Below are 23,328 nucleotides of genomic sequence, written 5' to 3'. Positions count from 1 at the left end.
GAATCAGTCGGCGCTGCCCGTGGGCGTGCGCGCCTGCGGGTCCTCGTACCACCACATCGTCGTGATCCAGCCCTCCGCGCCATAGTACAGCGGCAAAGTCTTCGGCCACGCGAGCCCGCGCTTGAACGCGACGCGATGCGTGCCGCTATACCAGTGCGGCACCACATAGTAGCCATGCGTCAGCAGACGGTCGAGCGCGTGCGCGGCATCGGTCAGTTGCTCGCGCGTTTGCGCATGCACGAGCGCGTTCAACACCGCGTCGACGGCCGGCGACTTCAAGCCGATCGCGTTGTCCGAGCCGGGCGTATCGGCGGCCTTGCTGCCGAAGCGGGTGATCTGCTCGGAGCCCGGCACCTGCACGTCGGGCATGCGAATCGTCGTCACGTCGAAGTCGAATGCGTCGAGCCGCTTCTGATAGACCGCGAAGTCGGTGGTGCGGAAGTTCGCGGTAATGCCGAGCTTTTGCAGATTGCGCGTGAAGGTCGCGATGATCGGCTCCATCGACGAGGCCGAACCCGAGTCGTCGAGTATCTCGAACTGGAACGGCTCGCCCTTCGCGTTGCGCAGCGCGCCGTCACGATAGGTCCAGCCGGCCTGCTGCAGCAGATCGCGCGCCTGCAGCAGATTCGCGCGCAGCGAGCCGGGCGGATCGGTATCGGGCTGCTTCGGCGGCGGCCCGAATACCGCCGGGTCGAGTTGGGCGCGAAACGGCTCCAGCAGCGCGAGCTCGCCCGGTGAAGGCAGCCCCTTCGCCTGCCATTCGGTGTTGGCAAAATAGCTGTCGATGCGCGTGTACTGGCTGAAAAACAGCTGGCGGTTCAGCCACTGAAAGTCGAGCGCGAGATCGAGCGCCTTGCGCACCCGCACGTCCTGGAACAGCGGCCGGCGCGTGTTCAGGAAAAAGCCCTGCATGCCGGTGCCGTTGTGCTGCGCAAACTCGCGCTTGATCAACTCGCCACTGTCGAACTTCTTGCCGACGTCGCGCCGCACCCAGTTGCGCGCGATGTATTCGACCAGCGCGTCGTACTCGCCAGCCTTGAACGCCTCGAGCCGCGCGGTGCTATCGGCATACAGCTTGTAGACGAGGCGATCGAAGTTGTTCATGCCGACGCGCACCGGCAAATCGGCGCCCCAATAGTGCGGGTCGCGTTTGAACGTGATCGTGCGGCCGTTGTCGTAGCTGTCGATCAGATACGGCCCGCTGCCGATTGGCTTTTCGAATGCGAGCTGGTCGAACGGAACGCGGCTGCCGTCGGGCTTCATCCCCCACTTGCGCGAGAACACCGGCATGCTGCCCGCGAGCAGCGGCAACTCGCGATTGCGCTCGCGAAACTCGAAGCGCACCGTGGCCGGATCGACGACGACCGCGCGCTTGATCTCGCTGAAAAGCGATGCGAACTGCGGCGCGGCCTGCGGGCTCTTCAGCGTGTCGAGAGAGAACTTGACGTCGTCGGCGGTCACAGGGTCGCCGTTCGAAAAGCGCGCGCGCGGATTGATGCGGAACGTGACCGACAGGCCGTCGGGCGCGACGACGATGTCGTCGGCGAGCAGCCCGTAGGCGGACGCGACTTCGTCGCTGCTGCCGATCGTCAGGCTCTCGAACATCAATTCGAGGCCGGGCGCCGCATTTCCACGCAGAGTGAACGGGTTGAACTTGTCGAAGCTCGTTAGACGGCTCGGGTTCGCGAGCACGAGCGTGCCGCCTTTCGGCGCATCAGGATTGACGTAGTCGAAGTGCTTGAAGCCGGCCGGATATTTGGGCTCGCCGTATTGCGCGATCGCATGCGCGGCATGCGCGTGCGGCGCGACGAGCAGACTCGCGCACAGAAGCGCGATGGCGAGCGCGGCGCGGAAGGGTCCGTGGATCACGCTGTGTCGAAGTCCCTCAGGCGTTTGAACCCGTCGCGAGCCAGTTGTCATGGAGTCGTGCTGGTAAGTGGGCAGTAGCGATGTGGGGGATTCTACCCAATTAGCTTGCGCGATCTGGCGGGCGACTTCGACGAAATGCGTCAGCGACGGATGTTTCAGCACAAAAAACAAAACCGCCCTCCAAGGGCGGTTCTGTCATCGCTGCGGCCGGTTGGCGCGCTTCAGCGCCGACGCAGTGGCGACTCAGTGCCAGCCGCGATGCTGGTCGTAATGGCCGCGCGTATAGCCGCCGTGGCCCGGCGGATGGTGGCGATACCAGTCGTCGCGCGCCCAGTAGCGACGGCCGTCCCAGTAACGGTCGCCATGCCAGCCGATCACGATTTGCGGACCGCCGTAGTACACGGGAGCCGGCTGATAGACGACGGGCGGCGGCGGAGGCGGTGGCGGTGCGTAGACCGGCGCCGGTGCGACGTAGACCGGCGCGGGAATGCCGATATTGACCCCGACGTTGAGCCCCGCGGCCATCGCGGCACCCGATGCAGCCAACGTCAACACTCCGAGCACAAGCGGAACAAGACGAGCGGACTTCATTGATCACCTTTGTAGGAACATGTTTTGTTGGCGGAAATATAACGCAAGGCAGCAACGCGCGTATTTCAACTTTGTAATAACTGATGCTGAAAATCGCCTCGCCGGGCGGCGGCGTAATGTCTGGTTACACACGCCAGACGGCGGTAAAAAACACCCTCCGCGCGGGCGCCGGCTCGCGGCCTGGCCGACATCCTAAAACGAACATTTTCAAGTTCGAAAGAACATATCTTTTCGACATTATTCATCGAAGTCATCCGATCACTGATCGGGAGACCGGGCAAAAAAATCAAAATGTCCCCGGTATATCACGGAAAACGCGGCAATAGCTATGGTTTCCCCGGATATCCAGGTCACTTCCAAGTGGTAGGATGACTTCCATCGAAAACCAACAAATGTTCGAATTCGCGCATCCCTGAGCACTGCATCGGAAGCAACTGCTCAATGCGCCACGGAGACTGATTTTGAAAACGATCAAGGGATTGCGCTGGTGGATCATCGCCCTCGTGTGCGTTGGGACGATCGTCAACTATCTGTCGCGCAACGCGCTCGGCGTGATGGCGCCCGAGCTGATGAAACTGCTGCACATGAACACGCGGCAGTACTCGTACGTGGTCGGCGCGTTCCAGGTGGGCTATACGGTGATGCAGCCCGTCTGCGGCCTGATCATCGATCTGATCGGCCTGCGCCTCGGCTTCGCGCTGTTCGCGTGCCTGTGGTCGCTGACCGGCGTGTTCCACGGTTTCGCGGGCAGCTGGTTTTCGCTCGCGGCGCTGCGCGGCTTCATGGGCCTGTCCGAAGCGGTCGCGATTCCGGCCGGCATGAAGGTCGTCGCCGAATGGTTTCCCGATCGCGAGAAATCCGTCGCGGTCGGCTATTTCAATGCCGGCACCTCGCTCGGCTCGCTGCTCGCGCCGCCGCTCGTCGTTTTCCTGTCGCTGCGCTACGGCTGGCAGAGCGCGTTCGCGGTGACTGGCGCGCTCGGCTTCGTGTGGGCCGCCGCATGGTTCGTGCTGTACCGCTCGCCCGCCGAGCACAAGCGCGTGAGCGACGCCGAGCGCACCGCGATCGCCGAAGGCCAGGCACCGCCCGCGGCACGCCGCGCGAGCGTGCGTGAAGTGCTGCGCACGCGCCGCTTCTGGGCGATCGCGCAAGCGCGCTTTTTCGCCGAGCCCGCGTGGCAAACGTTCAGCTTCTGGATTCCGCTCTATCTCGCCACGCAGCGTCATATGGATCTGAAGCAGATCGCGATGTTCGCGTGGCTGCCGTTTCTCGCCGCGGACCTGGGCGGTCTGTTCGGCGGCTATCTGTCGCCATTCCTGATGAAGCATTTTCGCGTGCCGCTGATCTGGTCGCGCATCTCGGGCGTCGTGCTCGGCGCGCTGATGATGATCGGGCCCGCATCGATCGGTCTCGTCGCGTCGCCCTACCAGGCCATTGCCCTCTTCTGCGTCGGCGGCTTCGCGCACCAGATGATCTCGGCGCTCGTGAACACGCTCGCCGCCGACGTATTCGATCCGGGCGAAGTCGGCACCGTCGCCGGCTTCGCGGGCATGGCCGCGTGGACCGGCGGCCTCGGCTTCTCGCTGATGGTCGGCGCGCTCGCCGATTCGATCGGCTACACGCCGCTGTTCGGTGCGCTCGGCGCATTCGACATCATCGGCGCGACGCTGCTGATCATCCTGATGCGCGATGTGCCGCGCCACGGCCGCGCGCGCCGCGCCGACCTGAGCGTCAACACTGCTGCCTGACCTCCCTCGAAGACTCATCATGCGTTCACAGATCAATCTCAAACATCCGCCGCGCTTCGCGCTCGCCCCTCACGCTGGCAACCCCGCGGCCAACCCGGTCGTGCTAAGCGCGCAACCGAATTGCCGCATAGAGCTGTTCGTGCTCGCCGATGACATCATCCGCGTGCTCGTGCTGCCGGACGGCGCAACGCGCGGCCCGCGCACGTGGGCGATCGCGCCCGGTATGGACGACGTGCCGCTCGAAGGCCGCGAACGCCGCGACCTGAATGGCTTCACGCCGCCGCCGTTCACGGTGAACGAAGCAGCCGGTCACATCGTGATCGAAACGGCGCGCGTGCGCGTGAGCGTAGCGCTCGAAGGCGGCGCCTGCGCCTGGGACATCCTGCACGAAGGCAAGTGGCATCGCGTGATGAGCGATCGCAAGACTCAGGCGTACAACTTCGGCTGGTGGGATTCGCGCGTCTATCACTACGTCGAGCGGCGCCGCGACGAGATGTACGTGGGCCTCGGCGAGCGTGCCGGCTCGCTCGATCGCGCGCGGCAAAGTTACGAGATGCGCAACATCGACGCGATGGGCTACAGCGCGCGCACCACGGACCCGCTGTATAAGCACATCCCGTTCTACGTGACGTGGCAGCCGCAGACGTCGACGGGTTTCGGCCTGTTCTATGACACGCTCGCCGATTGCCGCTTCGACATGGGCCGCGAGCTCGACAACTATCACGGCCACTATCGGCACTTCATCGCCGAGCATGGCGATCTCGACTACTACTTCATCGCGTCGCCCGGTTCGCCGCTCGACGCGGTGCGCCGCTTCACGTGGCTCACCGGACGTCCCGCGTGGATGCCGAAGTGGGGCCTCGGCTACTCGGGCTCGACGATGAGCTACACCGACGCGCCGGACGCGCAAAAGCAGATGGGCGAATTCATCGAGCGCTGCCGCGAACACGACATGCTGTGCGATTCGTTTCATCTGTCGTCAGGCTATACGTCGATCGGGCCTAAGCGCTACGTGTTCAACTGGAATCGCGAGAAGTTTCCGGACATCGACGGCTTCGTGCGGAGCTATCTCGATCACGGCGTGCGTCTGTGCGCGAACATCAAGCCGTGTCTGCTGCAAGACCACCCGGCGTTCGACGACGTCGCCCAGGCCGGCCTGCTGATCGAAGCGCCCGATGGCGAGCCCGCATGGGTGCAGTTCTGGGACGAAGTCGGCGCGTACCTCGACTTCACGAATCCCGCGACGATCGACTGGTGGAAAGCTCGCGTGAAGGACGCACTGCTCAAATACGGCATCGCGGCCACCTGGAACGACAACAACGAGTTCGAGATCTGGTCGCCGCATGCGATCGCGCGCGGCTTCGGCAAGCCGTATCCGGCACACCAGGCGAAGGTGCTGCAGACGCAGCTTATGATGCGCGCGTCGCACGACGCGCAGCGCGAGCATGCGCCTGACAGGCGCCCATTCCTCGTGTCGCGCTCGGGCGGCGTCGGCATGCATCGCTATGTACAGACGTGGTCGGGCGACAACTACACGTCGTGGGAAACGCTGCGCTTCAATCTGAAGATGGGTCTCGGGCTCGCGATGTCGGGCGTGTCGAATAGCGGTCACGACATCGGCGGCTTCTCGGGTCCGGCGCCGGAGCCGGAGCTGTTTGCGCGCTGGGTCGGGTTCGGCATCTTCCTGCCGCGCTTTTCGATTCACTCGTGGAACGACGACGGCACCGTCAACGAGCCATGGATGCATCCCGAAGTCACGCGGCACGTGGCAGACCTGATCAAGCTGCGCTATCGCCTGATCCCTTATCTCTACGAGTTGCTGTGGCAATCGCATAGCGCGTACGAGCCGGTGCTGCGGCCGCTGTTCGCGGAGTTTCCGCATGATCCGGGCTGCCTCGTCGATGGCGACGACATGATGCTCGGCTCGTCGATGCTGGTCGCGCCAGTGGTCGATCCGGGCCAGAGCACGCGCGCCGTGTACCTACCGGCCGGTTCGCGCTGGGTGTCGTACTGGAGCGGCGAAACGTTCGACGGCGGCCAGACCGTCACGTTGCCCGCGCCGTTCGAGCGGCCGGTGTTCCTGCTGCGTGAAGGCAGCGTGATTCCGCTCAACATCGCCGAGCAGCATTTTGGCCGCCCTGCCGACGAACGCGCATTCCTCGCGGTGCCGTATTCCGACGCGGGCACCGCGCAAGGCGGCTCGATCGAGGACGACGGCGAGACCGAAGCCTGGCGCAACGGCGAGCAAGGCCGCTGGAACGTCACGCTGACGGGCGACGCAAACACTTTGCGGGTGACGCTCGAGCGTACGCAATGGATGCCGCGCGTGCAGCCTCAAGTGCGCGTATTCGTGCCGATGCGCGAAACACGAGCGGTCGTCTGCGCTAACGGCACGCTCGTCACCGATCACACCGCGGACGGCTGGCGCTGCCTGACGATTTCGGTGCCGCACTGAACAACCCACCGCACCGGCCTGAGGGATCAGGCCGACCCATCAGTCTGGAGACATCCCAATCATGAAAATAAACCAGCGCGCGCGCACCCGCGCGTTCGTCCTCTGCTGCCTGCCGTTCGCGGGCACCGCGTTGTCCACCAGCGCATCGGCGCAAAGCAGCGTCACGCTGTATGGCGTCGTCGACAATGCGTTCGCCTATGCCAGCAACCAGAAAGGGCATTCGAATTTCTATATGAGCCAGGGCAACCTGCAGGCGAGCAAGTTCGGCTTCCTCGGCTCGGAAGATCTCGGCGGCGGGACGAAGGCGATCTTCCGGCTTGAGAGCGGCTTCAATTCGCTGACTGGCGCGCAAAGCACCGCGGGCTACCTGTTCAATCGCCAGGCCTATGTCGGCCTCGCGAACGACCGCTACGGCACGGTGACGCTCGGCCGCCAGTACACACCCTACTTCCAGATGGTCGGCGCGCTCGGACCGACCGGCGTGCTGACCGGCGCGACCGGGGCGCACCCCGGCGATCTCGACGCCCTCGACACGACGCTGCGCTTCAATAATTCGGTAACCTACCTATCGCCGACGATCGGGGGCCTGCAGGCAAGCGCGCAGTATGGTCTCGGTGGCGTGCCCGGCAGCGTCGCGAACGGCAGCCTGTTCAGCGCAGCGCTGCGTTATGACTTCCAGCCCGTGTCGCTCGCAGCCGGCTACGTGAAGCTGAAGGACATTTCGACGAGCGCGGCGCTCGGCAGCTTCGCGATCAACTCGCCGGTCAACAACGGTTACGCCAGCGCGCGCAGCGCACAACTGTTCGCCGCGGCGGGTCGCTATACGTGGCACGATCTGATGGTTGGCCTCAACTACTCGAATGTGCAGTACGCGCCGGGCCACGGCTCGCTGTTCTTCGACAAGGCCGTGTTCAACACGTACGGCGCGATCGCGACGTACCGGATCACGCCGAGCGTGACGGTCGGCGGCGGCTATAGCTTCACCCAGGCAAGCAAGGCGAACGGCATCAGCGATCCGGCACACTATCATCAGATCTCGCTCGAACAAACGTACAACCTGTCGACCCGCACCACGCTGTATGCGCTCGAGGCCTATCAGCATGCAGGCGGCAAGTCGCTGATCTCGTCGGGCAGCGGCGTGACCATCGCCGACGCGGTCGCGGTGGTCGGCGACTCGCAGAACACGACGCCGTCATCGGGTCCGTCTCAGTTCGTCGGCATGGTAGGGTTGCGACACGCGTTCTAAGCGAGGCGGTCTCGGTCAGCAGCACGATGGGATCGGTCATGCAGACTCCTTGCGCGCGCCGCGCTGGATCTGGCGCGGTTTTCTGCGGACCAGCGTGTCTGGGCGAACGGCGCCATGCATTGATCAGCAGACCTGCATATTCACGTAGGACGTGGTCACATGCTGGAGGGTTGGGAATGCCGCTGACATCGCTGAAGTATCGAGCGAGATCAAAATCAAGCCGCGGAAAAACAAAAACCCCGCAGAGCCTGGACTCTGCGGGGTTTCGCCACCATTGCTGGCGGAGACGGAGGGATTCGAACCCTCGATCCAGGTTTTGGCCCAGATGCTCCCTTAGCAGGGGAGTGCCTTCGACCTCTCGGCCACGTCTCCCAAACTTTCTGTCGCACAGGGAGTCAGTGCGACGAAGCCAAGATGATAGCGGGCCGGGCCGATAAGGTCAATGTCTGACCAACATTTTTTGTGCCAACGTGGCGTCTCATCACGCAATTCATTCACATGAACGCCACAAAACAAACGGGATGCTCTAGAGCACCCCGTTTTTACCGCCACTTATGCCTGATCGAGTTCGAAGGCCTTATGCAGCGCGCGTACCGCGAGCTCCATGTACTTTTCGTCGATCAACACCGAAATCTTGATTTCCGAGGTCGAGATCATCTGAATGTTGATGCCCTCTTCCGACAGCGTGCGGAACATCTTGCTGGCGATGCCGACGTGCGAGCGCATCCCGACGCCGACCACCGACACCTTCGACACCTTCGGGTCGCCCAGCACCTGCTCGGCCTGGACGTGCGCCTTTACCGTGCCGGTGAGGATTTCCATTGCACGCGCATAGTCGCCGCGGCCAACCGTGAACGTGAATGCCGTCTTGCCCTCGACGCTCTGGTTCTGGATGATCATGTCGACATCGATATTCGCGTCCGCCACCGGGCCGAGAATCTGATACGCGATGCCCGGCTTGTCGGGCACGCCCATCACGGCGATACGAGCTTCGTCGCGCTGGAACGCGATGCCCGAGATGACTGCTTTTTCCATGGTCTCGTCTTCTTCAAAAGTAATCAGGGTGCCCGACTTCATTTCTTCGTCGAGCGGCATCAGCGGATCGGTCAGGCTCGACAGCACGCGCGTCTTCACCTGATATTTGCCGGCGAATTCCACCGAGCGGATCTGCAGCACCTTCGAACCCAGGCTGGCCATTTCCAGCATTTCTTCGAACGTCACGCGGTCGAGCCGGCGCGCTTCTTCAACGACGCGCGGGTCCGTCGTGTACACACCGTCGACGTCCGTGTAGATCAGGCACTCGTCGGCCTTCAGCGCGGCCGCGACCGCGACCGCCGACGTGTCCGAGCCGCCGCGGCCGAGCGTCGTGATGTGGCCGTCCGGGTCAATGCCCTGGAAGCCGGTGATCACGACCACCTTGCCGGCTGCGAGGTCTTGCATGACGCGCTCGCCGTCGATGTCGCTGATGCGCGCTTTCGTAAACGCGCTATCGGTCTTGACCGGCACCTGCCAGCCTGCGTAGCTGACTGCTTCGACGCCGGCTTCCTGCAGCGCGATCGCGAGCAGACCCGAGCTGACCTGCTCGCCGGTGGCGGCGATCATGTCGAGTTCACGCGGGCTCGGTTGAGTCGTGATTTCTTTCGCGAGGCCAAGCAGGCGATTGGTTTCGCCGGACATTGCCGACGGCACGACGACCATCTGATGGCCGGCCTTGTGCCATTTCGCGACGCGCCTGGCGACGTTCTTGATGCGCTCGACCGAGCCCATCGAGGTGCCGCCGTATTTATGTACGATGAGTGCCATTGTCGTTCTGAACTGGAAGAGAAACCGCGCTGGCGCGCTGGAGACGACCGCACAGAAAGCACAGGGGCGCAACGTCTCGTGAACGGCGGCAAAGTGTGTGGCGGCGTAGATGCAGCACGCGTGCAGCACGCGCGGATTTGCCCGGGATGAAATCGCAAATGGCTGATCGGAATTGAGCGGCGACGACGGATCACGCACGCCTGCCGGCACTACCGACCGATAGCGACAAAAGCGACGGCGAAATCGGGTCGGGCAAACAAGTTAACGTACCTGATTAGGCGCAAAAAGACAAGACGCAACGAGCGCTCAAATGCGTCGAATCAGGCCTGCAATGGCCTGTTTTATCGCTGATTTGCGCCCTGTTTCACGCTTTCGACATGGGCACGCACGGCTTGCGCAACTGTCCGGCCGGCGCTCAGGCAATCAGCAGATCCTCGCGCCAGACGATTTTCACGCACGCTTCGCGTTCCGGAGATGCGTCGCGCACGGTCCCGCGATTCACGCCGATCAGCGGCACGAACAGCAGTTGATCGCCAACGTAAAGCAATGGCACGTCGCGCTTCCATGCGGGAATGCCGCGCTCCTGAAACAGGTTCTTCAGCGTGCGGCTCGGCGTGTTCGGCACACCGATGCGCATGCGTTCTCCGCCGCGGCGCGCCCGCACGCTTAGAGAGGCTCGTTGCAGGACGCTGACGGGAACCATGCCGCATGCTTCGTTACGTGGCGCCGCGTGGGCTGCGTCGGCTACGTCGGAAGCAGCGGCTGCATCCACCATCGCGAACACAAACGTGCCGCGCCATTGCGGCAAATGCCAGATCTCTTGCCCTTGCCACGCGAGTTCACTGATCTCGCGCTCGACGAGCGCGGTTTCGTCGGCGGGTTCGCTGCTATCTCCGGCTTCCCAGTAGACGAGGCCGCGATAGCTGCGCAACGCATGCCCCGCATGATCGATGCGGAGCCGATGTCCGTCCTTCCCCGCAGCCACTTCGCGCAACTGCCGCAGCGCATCCGCGACACGCGCGCTCGATGCCGCGACGAAGCCGAGCGTACGCATCCAGTAACGCAGCAGATTCAGCGCGCGATCGTCGTCGAGAGCGAGCAGCACGTCGTGCGCGAGGGCGCGTCCTTCATCGCGCGACGCGCTTTCCATGTCGGCGCGCGCGAGCGTGTCGAGCAATCGCTGCGCCGATGCCGCATGCGCGGCCGTGCGCGCGAGCGCATCGCGAAAGCCCGGGAAGTGCACCGCGAGCACCGGCAACACCTGATGACGCAAGGCGTTGCGCGCATAACGCGTGTCCGCGTTCGATTCGTCGTCGATCCAGCGCAGCTTGCGCGCGCTCGCATAGTGTTCGAGCTGCGCGCGCAGCAGATGCAAAAGCGGCCGCACACGTGTCGTCGACGCACCTGTCGGCAGCGTGCCGGGCGCCATCGCCGCGAGACCCGCGAGCCCCGCGCCGCGCAGCAGTTGCAGCAGCACGGTCTCGGCCTGATCGTCCGCATGCTGCGCGAGCCATAGCATGCTAATGCCGTGCGTCGCGCACATCGCATCGAGCGCGCGATAACGCGCGTCGCGTGCCGCGGCCTCGATGCTCAGGCCCGGCGCGCGCGAAACATCCACGCGTCGCGCGTCGAATTCGACGCCACGTTCGCGCGCGAAAGCCTCGCAATGCGCGAGCCACGTATCGGCATGTGGACTCAAACCATGATGCACGTGCAGCGCGATACAGCGCGACGCACCCGCGACGCGCACCGCCGCATCGAGGAGCACGCTCGAATCGACGCCGCCGCTGAATGCGACCGCAATGCGCGCGTTCGAATCGAGCCCGGACAGGGCGGCGCCGAGCGCCTCGATCACGAGGCGCTCGGCGGATGAGTCGGCGGTGGTGGTCACGTCGTTAGCGCGGAAAGCGCCGGTGGACGAAAGAGACGGGCCAACGCGCGGGCTTATGCGCCCGGCGTCGTTTCCTTGAATTTGCCGTACGCCATCAGCCGTTCGAAACGGCGTTCGCGCAGGTCGTTGGTGCTCATACCCTGGAACTGGCGCAGCGAATCGGCGAGCGCACGGCGCAGCATCGCCGCCATGCCCTTCGGATCGCGATGCGCGCCACCGAGAGGCTCGTTGACGATCTTGTCGATCAGACCGAGCGCCTTCAGACGATGCGCGGTCAGGCCCAGCGCCTCCGCCGCTTCCGGTGCCTTGGCGGCGCTCTTCCACAGGATCGATGCGCAGCCTTCCGGCGAGATCACCGAGTAGGTCGAGAACTGCAACATCAGCACGCTGTCGCCCACCGCGATAGCGAGTGCGCCTCCCGAGCCGCCCTCGCCGATGATCGTCGCGATCAGTGGCGTCTTCAGCTCGGCCATCACATACAGGTTGCGGCCGATCGCCTCGGACTGGCCGCGCTCTTCCGCGCCGATGCCCGGGTACGCGCCCGGTGTGTCGATGAACGTGAAGATCGGCAGGCCGAACTTCTCGGCGAGGCGCATCAGCCGCTCGGCCTTGCGATAGCCTTCCGGACGCGGCATGCCGAAGTTGCGCAGCGCGCGCTCCTTGGTGTCGCGGCCCTTCTGATGACCGATCACCATGCACGCCTGGCCGTTGAACCGCGCGAGACCGCCGACGATCGACAGATCGTCGGCGAAGCTGCGGTCGCCGTGCAGTTCATGGAAATCGGTAAACAGCTCGCTCACGTAGTCGAACGTGTACGGACGCTGCGGATGACGGGCGATTTGCGAAACCTGCCACGGCGTGAGGTTCGCATACAGATCTTTGGTGAGCTGCTGGCTCTTCTTGGACAGCCGCTCGATCTCTTCCGAAATATCGACGGCCGAGTCGTCCTGCACGAAGCGCAATTCTTCGATCTTCGCTTCGAGTTCAGCGATCGGCTGTTCGAAATCCAGAAACGTGGTCTTCATTGGTTGTAATCCTTGGACTTACCGGGCAGCGCGTATTCTAACCGCGTGCGCCGATGTCAAAACCATTTCTCAACTATCGATATCATATACGCGATAGTCTTTGAAACGGCTTCGTTTCCTGTTCTTCTTTAGTAGTCGACCGGTAACGGATCGAGACTACGCCACATGTACCAGGTCGCCACCGTGCGCCACGGCTCCCAATTCGCGGCAACCTCGCGCGCTTCGCTGCGCGTGACGGGTTCGCCGCTGAAATAGTTGACGCTGATCGCGCGGATCAGCCCGAGGTCGTCGAGCGGTAGCACGTCGGGACGCGACAGGTTGAAAATCAGGAACATCTCCGCGGTCCAGCGGCCGATGCCGCGAATCTGCGTGAGTTCGGCGATCACCGCCTCGTCGTCCATCGACGTCCACTTGCCGACGTGCAACGCGCCCGACACGAAATGCCTCGCGAGATCGAGCACGTATTCGGCCTTGCGTTTCGACAAACCGCACGCGGTCAGCTTCTCGAGACCGAGCTTGATGAACTGCTGCGGCACGAGCTTCGGACACGCGACTTCGACCCTCGCCCACACGGCCTGCGCCGACGCGACCGAGATCTGCTGGCCGACCACCGAGCGCGCAAGCGTGACGAAAGGATCGCCACGACTCAGCAAATGCACGGGGCCGAACTTCGGAATCAGCTTCTTCAAAATGCGATCGCGCTTGACGAGATCCGCGCACGCCCTGTCCCAGTACGCGGGACGCGTGACTTCAGGCGCGAGACCGCCGATCTGCACCGGCACCGCGACTTCGTTCGCGAGCGATGCGACACCGGCCGCTTCGCCGCCCGCGCTGGCCGTGCTCGCCGAGGTGGCCGATACGCGCGTCTTGCGCACGACTTCGCCCGCGTTCGTGTCGCGCGCGAGTTCCTGCACGTCGCCGGCGAGTTCGGCCGCGAGTTTGGCCGGCAACGCACCGTTGCCCTTCGCACGCGACGCCGTTTTCGCGCGTTTCGCAGGCGCGTGTGCAGCTTCAGTGCCTGCGCCATTGAGCAAGCGTTTGGCCGCGCTCTTCTTTGCCGCGGCCGAGTCGGCTTTCGCCGCCGCCCCGCCCGCTTTCGAGGGTGCTTTGTCTACCGCGCCGCCGCTCGCACGAGTCGACTGAGCTGCGGCAGCCGATGCCGCGGCTGCCGCACTGGTTTGAGACGCCGCGCGTTTAGCCGGCGTCTTCGTGGCCGTTGCCATCCTGCCTCCTGCCTGGCGAGTCGTTCAGAGGGAAGTACGAGGTGCGCTCACACGCGCCGCCACTCGGTCAACCCGCCGGGTTTGTCTTCAAGGGCAACGCCGGCATCGAGCAATTCGGCCCGGATCCGGTCTGCTGCCGCATAGTCCTTTGCCTGCTTGGCGGCGATACGCGCGGCGATCTTCGCTTCGATCGCGGCGGGCTCGAGCGCGCCTTCGGCTGCAGCACCCGCTGCCTGCTGCAGGTATGCACGCGGTTCGCGTCCGAGCAGCCCGAGCACCGCGCCAAGCGCGCGCAATTGACGGGCCAGCGCGGGGTCGCACGTGCGGTTCACTTCGGTGGCCAGCTCGAACAGCACCGACACGGCCACCGGCGTGTTGAAGTCGTCGTTCATTGCCGCCTGGAAACGCTGCGCGTACGCTTCGTTCCAGTCGAGCACGGCGCTATCGGGCGTCACGTCTTTCAACGCCGTGTACAAACGCGCGAGTGCATTGCGCGCGTCGTCGATATGTACATCGCTGTAGTTCAACGGCGAGCGGTAATGCGCGCGCGCGATGAAGAAACGCACCACCTCTGCATCGTACTGCGCGAGCACTTCGCGAATCGTAAAAAAATTGTTCAACGACTTCGACATCTTCTCATTGTCGATCTGTACGTAGCCGTTGTGCATCCAGTAATTGACGAATGTTTGTCCGGTCGCGGCCTCACTTTGCGCGATCTCGTTTTCGTGGTGCGGAAACTGCAGATCCTGGCCGCCACCGTGAATGTCGAACTGTTCACCGAGCAGCGTGCAGCCCATCGCCGAGCACTCGATGTGCCAGCCGGGACGACCGCGCCCGTACTTCGAATCCCAGCCAGTGTCGGCCGGTTCCTCGGGCTTCGCCTGCTTCCACAGCACGAAGTCGAGCGGGTCCTGTTTCGCGTCGTTGGCCGCGACGCGTTCGCCTGCGCGCAGGTCTTCGAGCGACTTCCCCGACAGCTTGCCGTAGCCTGCGAATTTGCGTACCGCGTAGTTGACGTCGCCGTCGCTCGCCTGGTAGGCGTAGCCGTTTTTCTCGAGCGTCTCGATCATGCCGAGCATCTGCGGAATGAAGTCGGTCGCGCGCGGCTCGATGTCCGGACGCTCGATGCCGAGCGCGTCCGCGTCTTCATGCAGCGCGGCGATGAAGCGATCGGTCAGCGATTTGATGGTTTCACCGTTCTCGACTGCGCGCCTGATGATCTTGTCGTCGATATCGGTAATGTTGCGCACGTAGGTCACGTTGTAGCCAAGCGCACGCAACCAGCGCTGCACGATGTCGAACACGACCATCACGCGCGCATGACCGACGTGACAATAGTCGTACACGGTCATCCCGCAGACGTACATCCGCACGACACCTTCGCGCAGCGGCACGAAAGTCTGTTTGTCACGCGCGAGCGTGTTGTAAATGCGCAGAGATTCCATAGAGAGCGGTGCGTGGGCCGAAAGAAGTCCGCATTGTGCTTCATGCGCGCCACGACCCGCGAAACGAACAGGATGACGGGGTGCATCGCATACAGCTGAAACCGGCGCACCTCGTGCGGCGATCAGGCTGCAGACGAGGCTGCGAACCGGGCGGAGACGGCCACGAGTGGCGAAAAGACAGTCGGCGGTTCGACGGAACGCGCAGACCTTTTGTTAGAATGGCTCGGAGTATAACATCCAGACCTGAGCCTATGAAACACTCCAGCGGCCGCGCGCGCAGCGCTGCGACCCTCGCCGCGACTGCGTTTGGCAACGTTGTCGGTGGCGTTACTTTCGAAGCGGCGCGTGCCCTCGCGTGGCGCGTCACCGTCGTTGCCGCGCTTGCCGCGGTGCCGGTCGCCAGCGCTTATGCGCAGAAGGCCGCGGTGATGCCGCAAGGCCCCGCCGTGCGCGACAATACGCCGGAAATCGACGCGTCGATCGCACAGAAAAACTGGCAAGCCGCGCTGACCCAACTCGATGCGCGCGTCGCCGCGAATCCGCGCGACGCACAAGCGAAGTTCAAACGCGCAAACGTGCTCGTGCATCTGAATCGCGACGACGAAGCGATCACAGCGTTCACCGAACTCACGCAGCTGTATCCCGAGTTGCCCGAGCCGTACAACAACCTCGCCACACTCTTCGCGAGACAAGGCCGCCTGACCGAAGCGCGCGCGGCGCTCGAGATGGCCACCAAGGTGAATCCGAACTACGGCCTCGCGTTCGAGAACCTCGGCGACCTCTATCTGCGCCTCGCCGATGCCGCGTACCGTCGCGCGGAGAGCCTCGGCAAGGCGAGCCCGAGGACCGCGCAGCGTCTCGCGGATATCCAGAAGGTCGTGTCGCCGGCAACGCCCGCTGCCGCGGCGTCGCAGCCTGCCGCCGAGCAGACGACCGTGCCCGCCGCGCACCCCACGTCGAACATCACGGACAGTCCGAGCTTCCAGTTCGGCGGCCCGAATGGCTCGCTCGCCATGCCGCCGTACATGGCGCCGTCGCGCTGAGCGCCGGGCTCGTTGCCTGCCGCAACTTTTCTCCAACCCCGAGGACTTTCATGAAATGGTTGATGTTGGCGCTCGGCAGCGCCGCCCTGATCGCAAACGCACCCGCCTTTGCGCAGTCCGGTTCGCAGGCCGCTCATCCTTCCGTGCTGCTGAAGACGTCGGAGGGTGACATCCGCGTCGAGCTGTATCCCGAGAAAGCGCCAAAGACGGTCGCCAATTTCCTCGACTACGTGAAAGCCGGCCAATATAGCGGCACGATCTTCCATCGCGTGATTCCGGGCTTCATGATCCAGGGCGGCGGCTATACGCAGAGCTTCGTCGAGAAGCCGACGCGCGCGCCGATTCCGCTCGAGAGCCGCACCGGTCTGAAGAACACCGCTGGCACGATCGCGATGGCGCGCACCAGCGACCCGAATTCGGCCACCGCGCAATTCTTCATCAACACGGTGGACAATGCCAATCTCGACTACCCGAATCCGGACGGCAACGGCTATGCGGTATTCGGCAAGGTCACGAGCGGCATGGACGTCGTGAAACGCATCGAAGCCACGCCCACCACCACGCGCGGCCCGATGAGCGATGTACCGCAGAAGCCGGTCGTGATCCAGTCGGCGACGGTGGTGAGCAAGTAAAAACGAACCAGCGAGCGAACGAGCAAGCGAACCCGCGCGGCCGAAGCCCGGCCCCAACCAACGCCCCGGCGCGGCCGGTCGTCAGCACATGACGACGCGCCGCGCCTTTTATCCACCTGTTCATCAAAGGATTCCATCATGGTTGAACTGCATACGAACCACGGCGTCATCAAACTCGAGCTGAACGCCGAAAAGGCGCCGAAGTCGGTCGAGAACTTCCTGAACTACGTGAAGGCCGGCCACTACGACAACACGGTGTTTCACCGCGTGATCGACGGCTTCATGATCCAGGGCGGCGGCTTCGAACCCGGCATGAAGCAGAAGCCGACGGCCGAGCCGGTCACCAACGAGGCGAACAACGGTCTGAAGAACGAGAACGGCTCGATCGCGATGGCGCGTACCAACGACCCTCATTCGGCGACCGCGCAATTCTTCATCAACGTGAACGACAACGACTTCCTGAACCACTCGTCGCCGACGCCGCAAGGCTGGGGCTACGCGGTGTTCGGCAAGGTCGTCGAAGGCATGGACGTGGTCGAGAAGATCAAGAAGGTCAAGACCGGTTCGAAGGGCTTCCATCAGGACGTGCCGGTCGATGACGTCGTGATCGAAAAAGCTGTCGTCGTCGGCTAAGCCGTGAGTGAGTCGCGCCTCATCCGGGCGTCGACTCGTTTGAACTGAAATCAGGCACCTTCAATGCTGCAAGAGACGCCGCTGCGAAGCGTCGCCGCGGGCGTCCCAGGCGAAGGCCAACGCCCGCACGCCGCGCGCCCTTTTTTCTTCCTCTCCGATCTGCATCTGAGCGGGGCAATTCCGCGCACGGTGGCCGCGTTCGAGCATTTCATCCGCGTGAGCGCGGAAGCGGCCGACTCGGTGTTCATCCTCGGCGACCTGTTCGAGTACTGGGTCGGCGACGACATGCTGAGCGAGCCGTTCTTCGCCCATATTGCGGCGCTGCTGCACACGCTATCCGAGCGCGGCATCGCGCTCTACATCATGCACGGCAATCGCGACTTTCTGCTGGGCAAGCGCTTCATGAAAGCGGCCGGCGCGATCTGGCTGCCCGATCCGTTCGTGATTACCGCGTTCGGCACGCGCATTGCACTCGCCCATGGCGATGGTCTGTGCACCGCGGATCGCGGCTATCAGTTGTTCAGGCGTTTCGCGCGCAATCGACTCGCGCAGATTCTGTTTCTCGCGTGGCCATTTCGTTGGCGTCGCAAGCTCGCCGAGAACATGCGCTCGAAGAGCGAGCATGGCCGCACGCGGCCGATGCCGATCAAGTATGACGTGACCCCGCAAGGTGTCGCCGCGCTGTTCAGGAAATCGAAGACCGCGACGATCATTCATGGGCATACCCATCTGCCCGCGCGGCATCGCGAGCCGGGCGGCACGCGCTGGGTTCTGCCCGACTGGGATCTCGATCACGGCGAGCGCCGGGGCGGCTATCTGAAGATCGATGCCGACGGGATTCGAGCGTTGCCGCTGGATTGACTTCGTGGGTACGGCGTGCGCTTCGCGCTGCGGAGACGCCGAGGCGCCGATATCTAGCGCTCCGCCGCCAGCCCCTCCACCTTCCCCGCGATCGCCGCCGATAGCCGCCGCAAATCGAGCAACGCCGCATCCGCGCCTTGCAGCCCTTCGAGGCTCGTGCCGAGCCGCTCGAGCGCATCGACGATTTCATCTATACGTCGCGCCTGAGTCGCCGCATGGTCGATCAGACCGTGAATCGCGAGCGAAACCGGATCGTCCGCGTTGGGCGTGATGCCGTATGCGCAAAACGCGCTGATTTCGCTGCCGCGCTTCGCGTCACGCGCGGCATTGTTCGCATTCGGGTTCGCACCGTTCGCAGCCGCCGCGGCCGGCACGATGATCCGCGCCGGATTGCCGACCGCCGTGCCACGCGCGGGCACCGGCTTCGTCACGACCGCGTTCGATCCGATCTTCGCGTCCGCGCCGACGGTGAAGCCGCCGAGCACCTTCGCGCCCGCACCGACGATCACACCGCGCTCGAGCGTCGGATGCCGCTTCGCGCCGCGCGTGAGCGACGTGCCACCGAGCGTCACACCCTGGTAGATCGTGCAGTCGTCGCCGATCTGCGCGGTCTCGCCGATCACGACGCCCATGCCGTGATCGATAAACACGCGCCGCCCGACGGTCGCGCCCGGATGAATCTCGATGCCGGTCATGAAGCGCGCCATCTGGGACACGAAACGCGCGAGCCAGCGGCGCTTCGCGCGCCAGCACGCGTGAGCGATCCGATGCAGCACGAGCGCGTGCAGCCCCGGATAACACGTGAGCACTTCCCATGCGCTGCGGGCGGCGGGATCGCGCTCGCGGATGGTGGCGATATCTTCGCGAAGTCTCGTGAACATGGCAGGGACTGTATTGTTGGGGGAAAAATCCGTCTGCGTGAGCGGATCCGCGCGGTTTGCGCGTGCGCGGGACTCTGCATTTCACGCCATAGGTAGCGGCATCGCTGCCGCTTAGCACGGCGGCAGCTTTGCTTCTAACGTTTCGTGGATTGTAGGGCGATTGCGCGAAACCTGCCGGAAGTCCCCGTCACCTGCAAGGTTGTCGTCAGACGAAGGCGGCGCATCAGGTGCGCCGTCACGGGCTGGTCGACGGACCGTCAGTCGGTCCGCCTGGTCTTGAGCAGGATGTGCTTGGCGATGCCGCGCATGATGTTGACCTCCTCGCGCTCGAGGCCCGAGCGCGCGAAGAGCCGCCGCAGCCGTGACATCAGCTTCTTCGGATTGGCCGGATCGAGAAACTCGAGCGCGACCAGTGCGCTTTCCAGATGCGCGAACATGCTCTCGATCTCGTCGCTGGCCGCCATCTGCGCGCGTGGAGCGGCGGGTTCGGCCAGCGCCGCGTGTGCTCCCGCGGTGGGTGCGCCGTCGCTCGCTTCGTCGGCGCCGAGGTACGCGGTGCGTAGCTCGTAGGCGAGCACCTGCACCGCCTGCGCGAGATTGAGCGAGCTATAGGCCGGATTGGCCGGAATATGCGCGATCGCGCTGCATCGCTCGACGTCCTCGTTCGACAAGCCCGTGCGCTCGTTGCCGAACACCAGCGCGATCTCGCCGTGCATCGCCTCTGCGTGCGCGGCGGCGGCAGCCGCACGCGGCGTCCATTGCGGCGGACCGTATTCGCGCAGCCGCGCGGTCAGCGCAATCGACCAGTGCACGCCAGTCAGTGCATCGGCGAGCGACGGCACCACGTGCACGGAGGCGAGTACGTCATCGGCGCCGCTCGCCATCGCAATCGCCTCGGGGTCGTTCTGCACGTTCGGCACGCGTGGCGACACGAGCACTAGCCGCGAAAAGCCCATGGTTTTCAGCGCGCGCGCCGCGGCGCCGACATTGCCCGGATGGCTGGGCTCGACCAGCACGAAACGCGTCGACGTGAAGCCGCCGCGCAAATCGGCCACGGCGGGGTCGGAGGAATGGTGGGTGTGATCCACGATGAAACTCGACTGGCTAGGACTCAAGACGCGTATGGTAGCGCCAACGGGCACCTATGCCGAATCAGGCGCGCGCGCGACTCACGCGCGCGGACGAGGGCGCAGCATCTGACCGGCACCGGCGGCCGCCTACGCGGTACATCAGCCGCACGTGAGCGAGCACCGGCGCGAGGGCGCCCGGACTCAGGTAAAATACCGCTTCTCGCGTCCGGCGCCGACGTTTGCTGAAGCTTCCGTCGAACCGGTCGCACCGTTCTTATTCAATTCGTCTCCGTCGACGGAATGCTCTCCGGTTTGATAGCCGGTCTGCCGTTCCGTGCTGTTTTTGCGTCGTTGCGGCGCCCGTCAGCGCAGTTTCGCGCTTATTTACCGGCCGGCAGCCGTGCTGCCCCGGCACAAGGATCAGTTTATGCATCCCATGCTCAATATCGCTGTGAAAGCCGCGCGCCGCGCAGCTCAGATCATCAACCGCGCATCGCTCGATCTCGACCTGATTCAGGTCAGCAAAAAGCAGCATAACGATTTCGTCACGGAGGTCGACAAAGCGTCTGAAGCGGCAATCATCGAAACGCTGAAGACCGCCTATCCCGATCACGCCATCCTTGCCGAAGAGTCGGGCAAGTCGGACCACGATTCCGAATACCAGTGGATCATCGATCCACTCGACGGCACCACCAACTTCATCCACGGCTTCCCTTACTACTGCGTGTCGATCGCGCTCGCGCACAAGGGTGTCGTCACGCAGGCCGTCGTCTACGATCCGACCCGCAACGATCTGTTCACCGCATCGCGCGGCCGTGGCGCGTTTCTCAACGATCGCCGCATCCGCGTCGCCAAGCGCGACCGCCTGGCCGACTGCCTGATCGGCACCGGCTTTCCGTTCCGCGCGCAGGACAGCCTCGAATCGTACGGACATCAGTTCGCCGAGATGACCGAAGCCTGCGCCGGCCTGCGCCGTCCGGGCGCCGCCGCGCTCGATCTGGCCAACGTCGCGGCCGGCCACATGGACGGCTTCTTCGAGCAGGGCCTGAACGCATGGGACGTCGCGGCGGGCAGCCTGCTGATCACCGAAGCCGGCGGCCTGGTCGGCAACTACACCGGTGATTCGGAGTTCCTGCACGTCGGCGAAGTCGTCGCGGGCAACCCGAAGGTCTACGCGCAGATGATTCCGATCCTGTCGCGCTACAGCCGCACGCGTCAGCAGTCGGCGTAAGGTGCGCCGCCGCGGCCGGTCCGCGGCAACGCATAACGATTGCTGAGAAAAGCGGCTTCGGCCGCTTTTCTGTTGGCGGCGCTCCAGTGTGTGGGGCGTCGTGCTAAAAAGCGGAAAGTAATTCGGGGCGGTACTCCGCCGGGACCGTTCCCTGCTCCATGCCGCTTTGACCCTGCCCGACTTTCGCCCCGGGCGCAGCCTCCAATCTGCCCCATGAAAAAAGGCTTCCATACGATCATCGCGGCACAGTTCATTTCGTCGCTGGCCGACAATGCGCTGTTGATCGCCGCCATCGCCCTGCTTTCCGTGATGCGCTCGGCCGCGTGGGTTACGCCGCTGCTGCAGATTTTTTTCACGATCTCGTACGTGCTGCTCGCGCCGTTCGTCGGCGCGTTCGCCGATTCGATGCAGAAGCGCCACGTGATGTTCATCTCCAACGCGCTGAAAGCGAGCGGCTGCCTGATGATGATCCTCGGCGTTCATCCGATGATCGCCTACGGCGTGGTCGGCTTCGGCGCAGCCGCGTATTCGCCCGCCAAGTACGGCATCCTCACCGAGCTGCTGCCCGCCGAAAAGCTCGTGCAGGCGAATGCGTGGCTCGAATCGGCGACGGTGCTGTCGACGATCGCCGGCACGATGCTCGGCGGTGCGCTGATCAGCACCGTCGTCGAGCATTTCGTCACGCGTGCGCATATGCCGCTGATCCGCTCGGCCGCCGATCTCGCGATGGGCGCGGTCATGCTCACCTACGCGATCGCCGCCGCGATCAACATCTTCATTCCAGACACTGGCGCGCGCTATCCGAACCGGCTAACCGAGCCGAATAAGCTGGTCGGCGACTTCCATCACTGCTTCCGGGTGCTGTGGGCCGACAAGCTCGCGCAGATCGCGCTGTGGGTGACCACGCTGATGTGGGGCGCCGCCGTGACGATGCAGCTGCTGGTGCTCAAATGGGCGAACGTGAACCTCGGGCTGTCGTTGTCAAAGGCGGCGGTGATGCAAGGCGTGACAGGCTTCGGCATCGCAATCGGCGCGGCGGGCGCGGCCGCGCTGATTCCGCTGCGCCGCTCGCTGAAGGTTTTGCCGGTCGGCGTGCTGACGGGCGCGGTGGCGATCGCGATGGCCTTCTACAACAAGGACTTGTTCCCGGCGGGCGCGGGCCTGCGCTTCGGCACGCACGTCGCGCCCTACTACATTCTGCTGGCCTATCCGCTGATGATCGTGCTCGGCGCGCTGTCGGGCTTTTTCATCGTGCCGATGAACGCGATCCTGCAGCATCGCGGCGCGACGCTGCTGTCGGCCGGTCACTCGATCGCCGTGCAAAATTTCAACCAGAACCTCGCGGTGCTGCTGATGCTCGGGGCATACGCGCTGCTGCTCACGGCGAAGATGCCCGCGCAGTGGATCATCGTCGTGTTCGGCAGCTTCGTCACGCTGATGATGTGGCTCGCGAAGCGCCGCAGCGCCGCGAACGAACGCAGCGTGGACATGCGGGCGATGATCGAGGAATGAATGCATCACAGAGCTCCAATAATGACAGCACGAGGCGCGGCTCGACGTGCGCAACGCGCCGCGACCGCGTGAAACGCACGCTTCGATCGAAGCAGTCATGCTGCCATTCGGCTCTCGGGTTTGGCATCGTCCGTTCGGCCAGGGTCCGCTCGCCGCGCCGGCGGGTTAA

Annotated in this window: 18 protein-coding genes and 1 tRNA gene; 9 read left to right on the top strand and 10 right to left on the bottom strand. The window is 64.1% G+C overall.

Going from position 1 to position 23,328, the window contains the following annotated elements:
- Window positions 1–3: 3 nt before the first annotated feature.
- Window positions 4–1,920: an extracellular solute-binding protein gene (locus OKW45_RS20020; protein WP_429470644.1), complete on the bottom strand. Its 1,917-nt coding sequence runs from the start codon at window positions 1,918–1,920 to the stop codon at window positions 4–6.
- 192 nt (window positions 1,921–2,112) lie between these two features.
- Window positions 2,113–2,460: a hypothetical protein gene (locus tag OKW45_RS20015; protein ID WP_429470643.1), complete on the bottom strand. Its 348-nt coding sequence runs from the start codon at window positions 2,458–2,460 to the stop codon at window positions 2,113–2,115.
- Between the two features lie 461 nt (window positions 2,461–2,921).
- On the opposite strand from OKW45_RS20015, the gene OKW45_RS20010 reads away from it, so the two are divergent.
- From OKW45_RS20010 to OKW45_RS20000, 3 genes are all read left to right on the top strand, one after another.
- Window positions 2,922–4,208 (top strand): MFS transporter, encoded by a 1,287-nt coding sequence (locus tag OKW45_RS20010; protein ID WP_429470641.1) that lies wholly within the window; start codon window positions 2,922–2,924, stop codon window positions 4,206–4,208.
- A gap of 19 nt (window positions 4,209–4,227) precedes the next feature.
- Window positions 4,228–6,663 (top strand): glycoside hydrolase family 31 protein, encoded by a 2,436-nt coding sequence (locus OKW45_RS20005; protein WP_429470639.1) that lies wholly within the window; start codon window positions 4,228–4,230, stop codon window positions 6,661–6,663.
- A gap of 61 nt (window positions 6,664–6,724) precedes the next feature.
- Complete coding sequence (locus tag OKW45_RS20000) at window positions 6,725–7,909, top strand: porin (RefSeq protein ID WP_090800656.1); 1,185 nt, start codon at window positions 6,725–6,727, stop codon at window positions 7,907–7,909.
- 278 nt (window positions 7,910–8,187) lie between these two features.
- Here the strand turns inward: OKW45_RS20000 and OKW45_RS19995 are convergent.
- The 6 genes from OKW45_RS19995 to cysS form a co-directional block, all read right to left on the bottom strand.
- A tRNA-Ser gene (locus OKW45_RS19995) sits at window positions 8,188–8,281 on the bottom strand.
- A gap of 180 nt (window positions 8,282–8,461) precedes the next feature.
- Window positions 8,462–9,712: an aspartate kinase gene (locus OKW45_RS19990; protein WP_090800687.1), complete on the bottom strand. Its 1,251-nt coding sequence runs from the start codon at window positions 9,710–9,712 to the stop codon at window positions 8,462–8,464.
- Between the two features lie 415 nt (window positions 9,713–10,127).
- Window positions 10,128–11,603, bottom strand: coding sequence for a tRNA lysidine(34) synthetase TilS (gene tilS / locus OKW45_RS19985; protein WP_429470638.1), 1,476 nt, complete (start codon window positions 11,601–11,603; stop codon window positions 10,128–10,130).
- A 53-nt stretch (window positions 11,604–11,656) separates the two neighbouring features.
- Window positions 11,657–12,628, bottom strand: a complete 972-nt coding sequence (locus OKW45_RS19980) for an acetyl-CoA carboxylase carboxyltransferase subunit alpha (protein ID WP_013089750.1) — start codon at window positions 12,626–12,628, stop codon at window positions 11,657–11,659.
- Between the two features lie 128 nt (window positions 12,629–12,756).
- Entirely contained in the window at window positions 12,757–13,851 is a 1,095-nt protein-coding gene (locus OKW45_RS19975) for a DNA-3-methyladenine glycosylase family protein (RefSeq protein ID WP_429470637.1), read from the bottom strand.
- A gap of 47 nt (window positions 13,852–13,898) precedes the next feature.
- Window positions 13,899–15,296 (bottom strand): cysteine--tRNA ligase, encoded by a 1,398-nt coding sequence (gene cysS, locus OKW45_RS19970; protein WP_018417594.1) that lies wholly within the window; start codon window positions 15,294–15,296, stop codon window positions 13,899–13,901.
- A 251-nt stretch (window positions 15,297–15,547) separates the two neighbouring features.
- On the opposite strand from cysS, the gene OKW45_RS19965 reads away from it, so the two are divergent.
- The 4 genes from OKW45_RS19965 (at window position 15,548) to OKW45_RS19950 (ending at window position 18,465) form a co-directional block, all read left to right on the top strand.
- On the top strand, window positions 15,548–16,339 hold the full coding sequence (locus tag OKW45_RS19965; RefSeq protein WP_429470635.1) for a tetratricopeptide repeat protein: 792 nt from the start codon (window positions 15,548–15,550) through the stop codon (window positions 16,337–16,339).
- Between the two features lie 50 nt (window positions 16,340–16,389).
- Window positions 16,390–16,971: a peptidylprolyl isomerase gene (locus OKW45_RS19960; protein ID WP_184022474.1), complete on the top strand. Its 582-nt coding sequence runs from the start codon at window positions 16,390–16,392 to the stop codon at window positions 16,969–16,971.
- Between the two features lie 138 nt (window positions 16,972–17,109).
- Window positions 17,110–17,604 (top strand): peptidylprolyl isomerase, encoded by a 495-nt coding sequence (locus OKW45_RS19955; RefSeq protein WP_429470633.1) that lies wholly within the window; start codon window positions 17,110–17,112, stop codon window positions 17,602–17,604.
- 63 nt (window positions 17,605–17,667) lie between these two features.
- A complete protein-coding gene (locus OKW45_RS19950; protein WP_429470631.1) occupies window positions 17,668–18,465 on the top strand; it encodes a UDP-2,3-diacylglucosamine diphosphatase in 798 nt (265 codons plus the stop codon).
- Between the two features lie 53 nt (window positions 18,466–18,518).
- Here OKW45_RS19950 and cysE read toward each other — a convergent pair whose 3' ends face one another.
- Entirely contained in the window at window positions 18,519–19,346 is an 828-nt protein-coding gene (gene cysE / locus OKW45_RS19945; protein ID WP_429470630.1) for a serine O-acetyltransferase, read from the bottom strand.
- A gap of 257 nt (window positions 19,347–19,603) precedes the next feature.
- Window positions 19,604–20,434 (bottom strand): RNA methyltransferase, encoded by an 831-nt coding sequence (locus OKW45_RS19940; protein ID WP_026225304.1) that lies wholly within the window; start codon window positions 20,432–20,434, stop codon window positions 19,604–19,606.
- A 409-nt stretch (window positions 20,435–20,843) separates the two neighbouring features.
- Between OKW45_RS19940 and OKW45_RS19935 the strand changes: the two genes are divergently transcribed.
- Window positions 20,844–21,647 carry an inositol monophosphatase family protein gene (locus OKW45_RS19935; protein WP_184004081.1) on the top strand — a complete coding sequence of 268 codons (804 nt, stop codon included), beginning with the start codon at window positions 20,844–20,846 and terminating at the stop codon, window positions 21,645–21,647.
- A 213-nt stretch (window positions 21,648–21,860) separates the two neighbouring features.
- Window positions 21,861–23,159 carry a lysophospholipid transporter LplT gene (lplT, locus tag OKW45_RS19930; RefSeq protein ID WP_018417586.1) on the top strand — a complete coding sequence of 433 codons (1,299 nt, stop codon included), beginning with the start codon at window positions 21,861–21,863 and terminating at the stop codon, window positions 23,157–23,159.
- The last annotated feature ends 169 nt before the right edge of the window (window positions 23,160–23,328 follow it).

Source organism: Paraburkholderia lebeckiae (genome assembly GCF_050436225.1).
In the GTDB taxonomy this organism is placed as follows: Bacteria; Pseudomonadota; Gammaproteobacteria; order Burkholderiales; family Burkholderiaceae; genus Paraburkholderia; species Paraburkholderia tuberum.
This window is presented reverse-complemented; position numbering and strand designations above follow the sequence as displayed.

Coding starts and splice junctions, on each gene's coding strand:
- OKW45_RS20020 (WP_429470644.1), bottom strand. CDS start 1,920: ATGACAACTGGCTCGCGACGGGTTCAAACGCCTGAGGGACTTCGACAC.
- OKW45_RS19965 (WP_429470635.1), top strand. CDS start 15,548: ATGAAACACTCCAGCGGCCGCGCGCGCAGCGCTGCGACCCTCGCCGCG.
- OKW45_RS20000 (WP_090800656.1), top strand. CDS start 6,725: ATGAAAATAAACCAGCGCGCGCGCACCCGCGCGTTCGTCCTCTGCTGC.
- cysS (WP_018417594.1), bottom strand. CDS start 15,296: ATGGAATCTCTGCGCATTTACAACACGCTCGCGCGTGACAAACAGACT.
- OKW45_RS19990 (WP_090800687.1), bottom strand. CDS start 9,712: ATGGCACTCATCGTACATAAATACGGCGGCACCTCGATGGGCTCGGTC.
- OKW45_RS20005 (WP_429470639.1), top strand. CDS start 4,228: ATGCGTTCACAGATCAATCTCAAACATCCGCCGCGCTTCGCGCTCGCC.
- cysE (WP_429470630.1), bottom strand. CDS start 19,346: ATGTTCACGAGACTTCGCGAAGATATCGCCACCATCCGCGAGCGCGAT.
- OKW45_RS19975 (WP_429470637.1), bottom strand. CDS start 13,851: ATGGCAACGGCCACGAAGACGCCGGCTAAACGCGCGGCGTCTCAAACC.
- OKW45_RS19935 (WP_184004081.1), top strand. CDS start 20,844: ATGCATCCCATGCTCAATATCGCTGTGAAAGCCGCGCGCCGCGCAGCT.
- OKW45_RS19980 (WP_013089750.1), bottom strand. CDS start 12,628: ATGAAGACCACGTTTCTGGATTTCGAACAGCCGATCGCTGAACTCGAA.
- OKW45_RS19950 (WP_429470631.1), top strand. CDS start 17,668: ATGCTGCAAGAGACGCCGCTGCGAAGCGTCGCCGCGGGCGTCCCAGGC.
- OKW45_RS19955 (WP_429470633.1), top strand. CDS start 17,110: ATGGTTGAACTGCATACGAACCACGGCGTCATCAAACTCGAGCTGAAC.
- OKW45_RS19960 (WP_184022474.1), top strand. CDS start 16,390: ATGAAATGGTTGATGTTGGCGCTCGGCAGCGCCGCCCTGATCGCAAAC.
- OKW45_RS20015 (WP_429470643.1), bottom strand. CDS start 2,460: ATGAAGTCCGCTCGTCTTGTTCCGCTTGTGCTCGGAGTGTTGACGTTG.
- lplT (WP_018417586.1), top strand. CDS start 21,861: ATGAAAAAAGGCTTCCATACGATCATCGCGGCACAGTTCATTTCGTCG.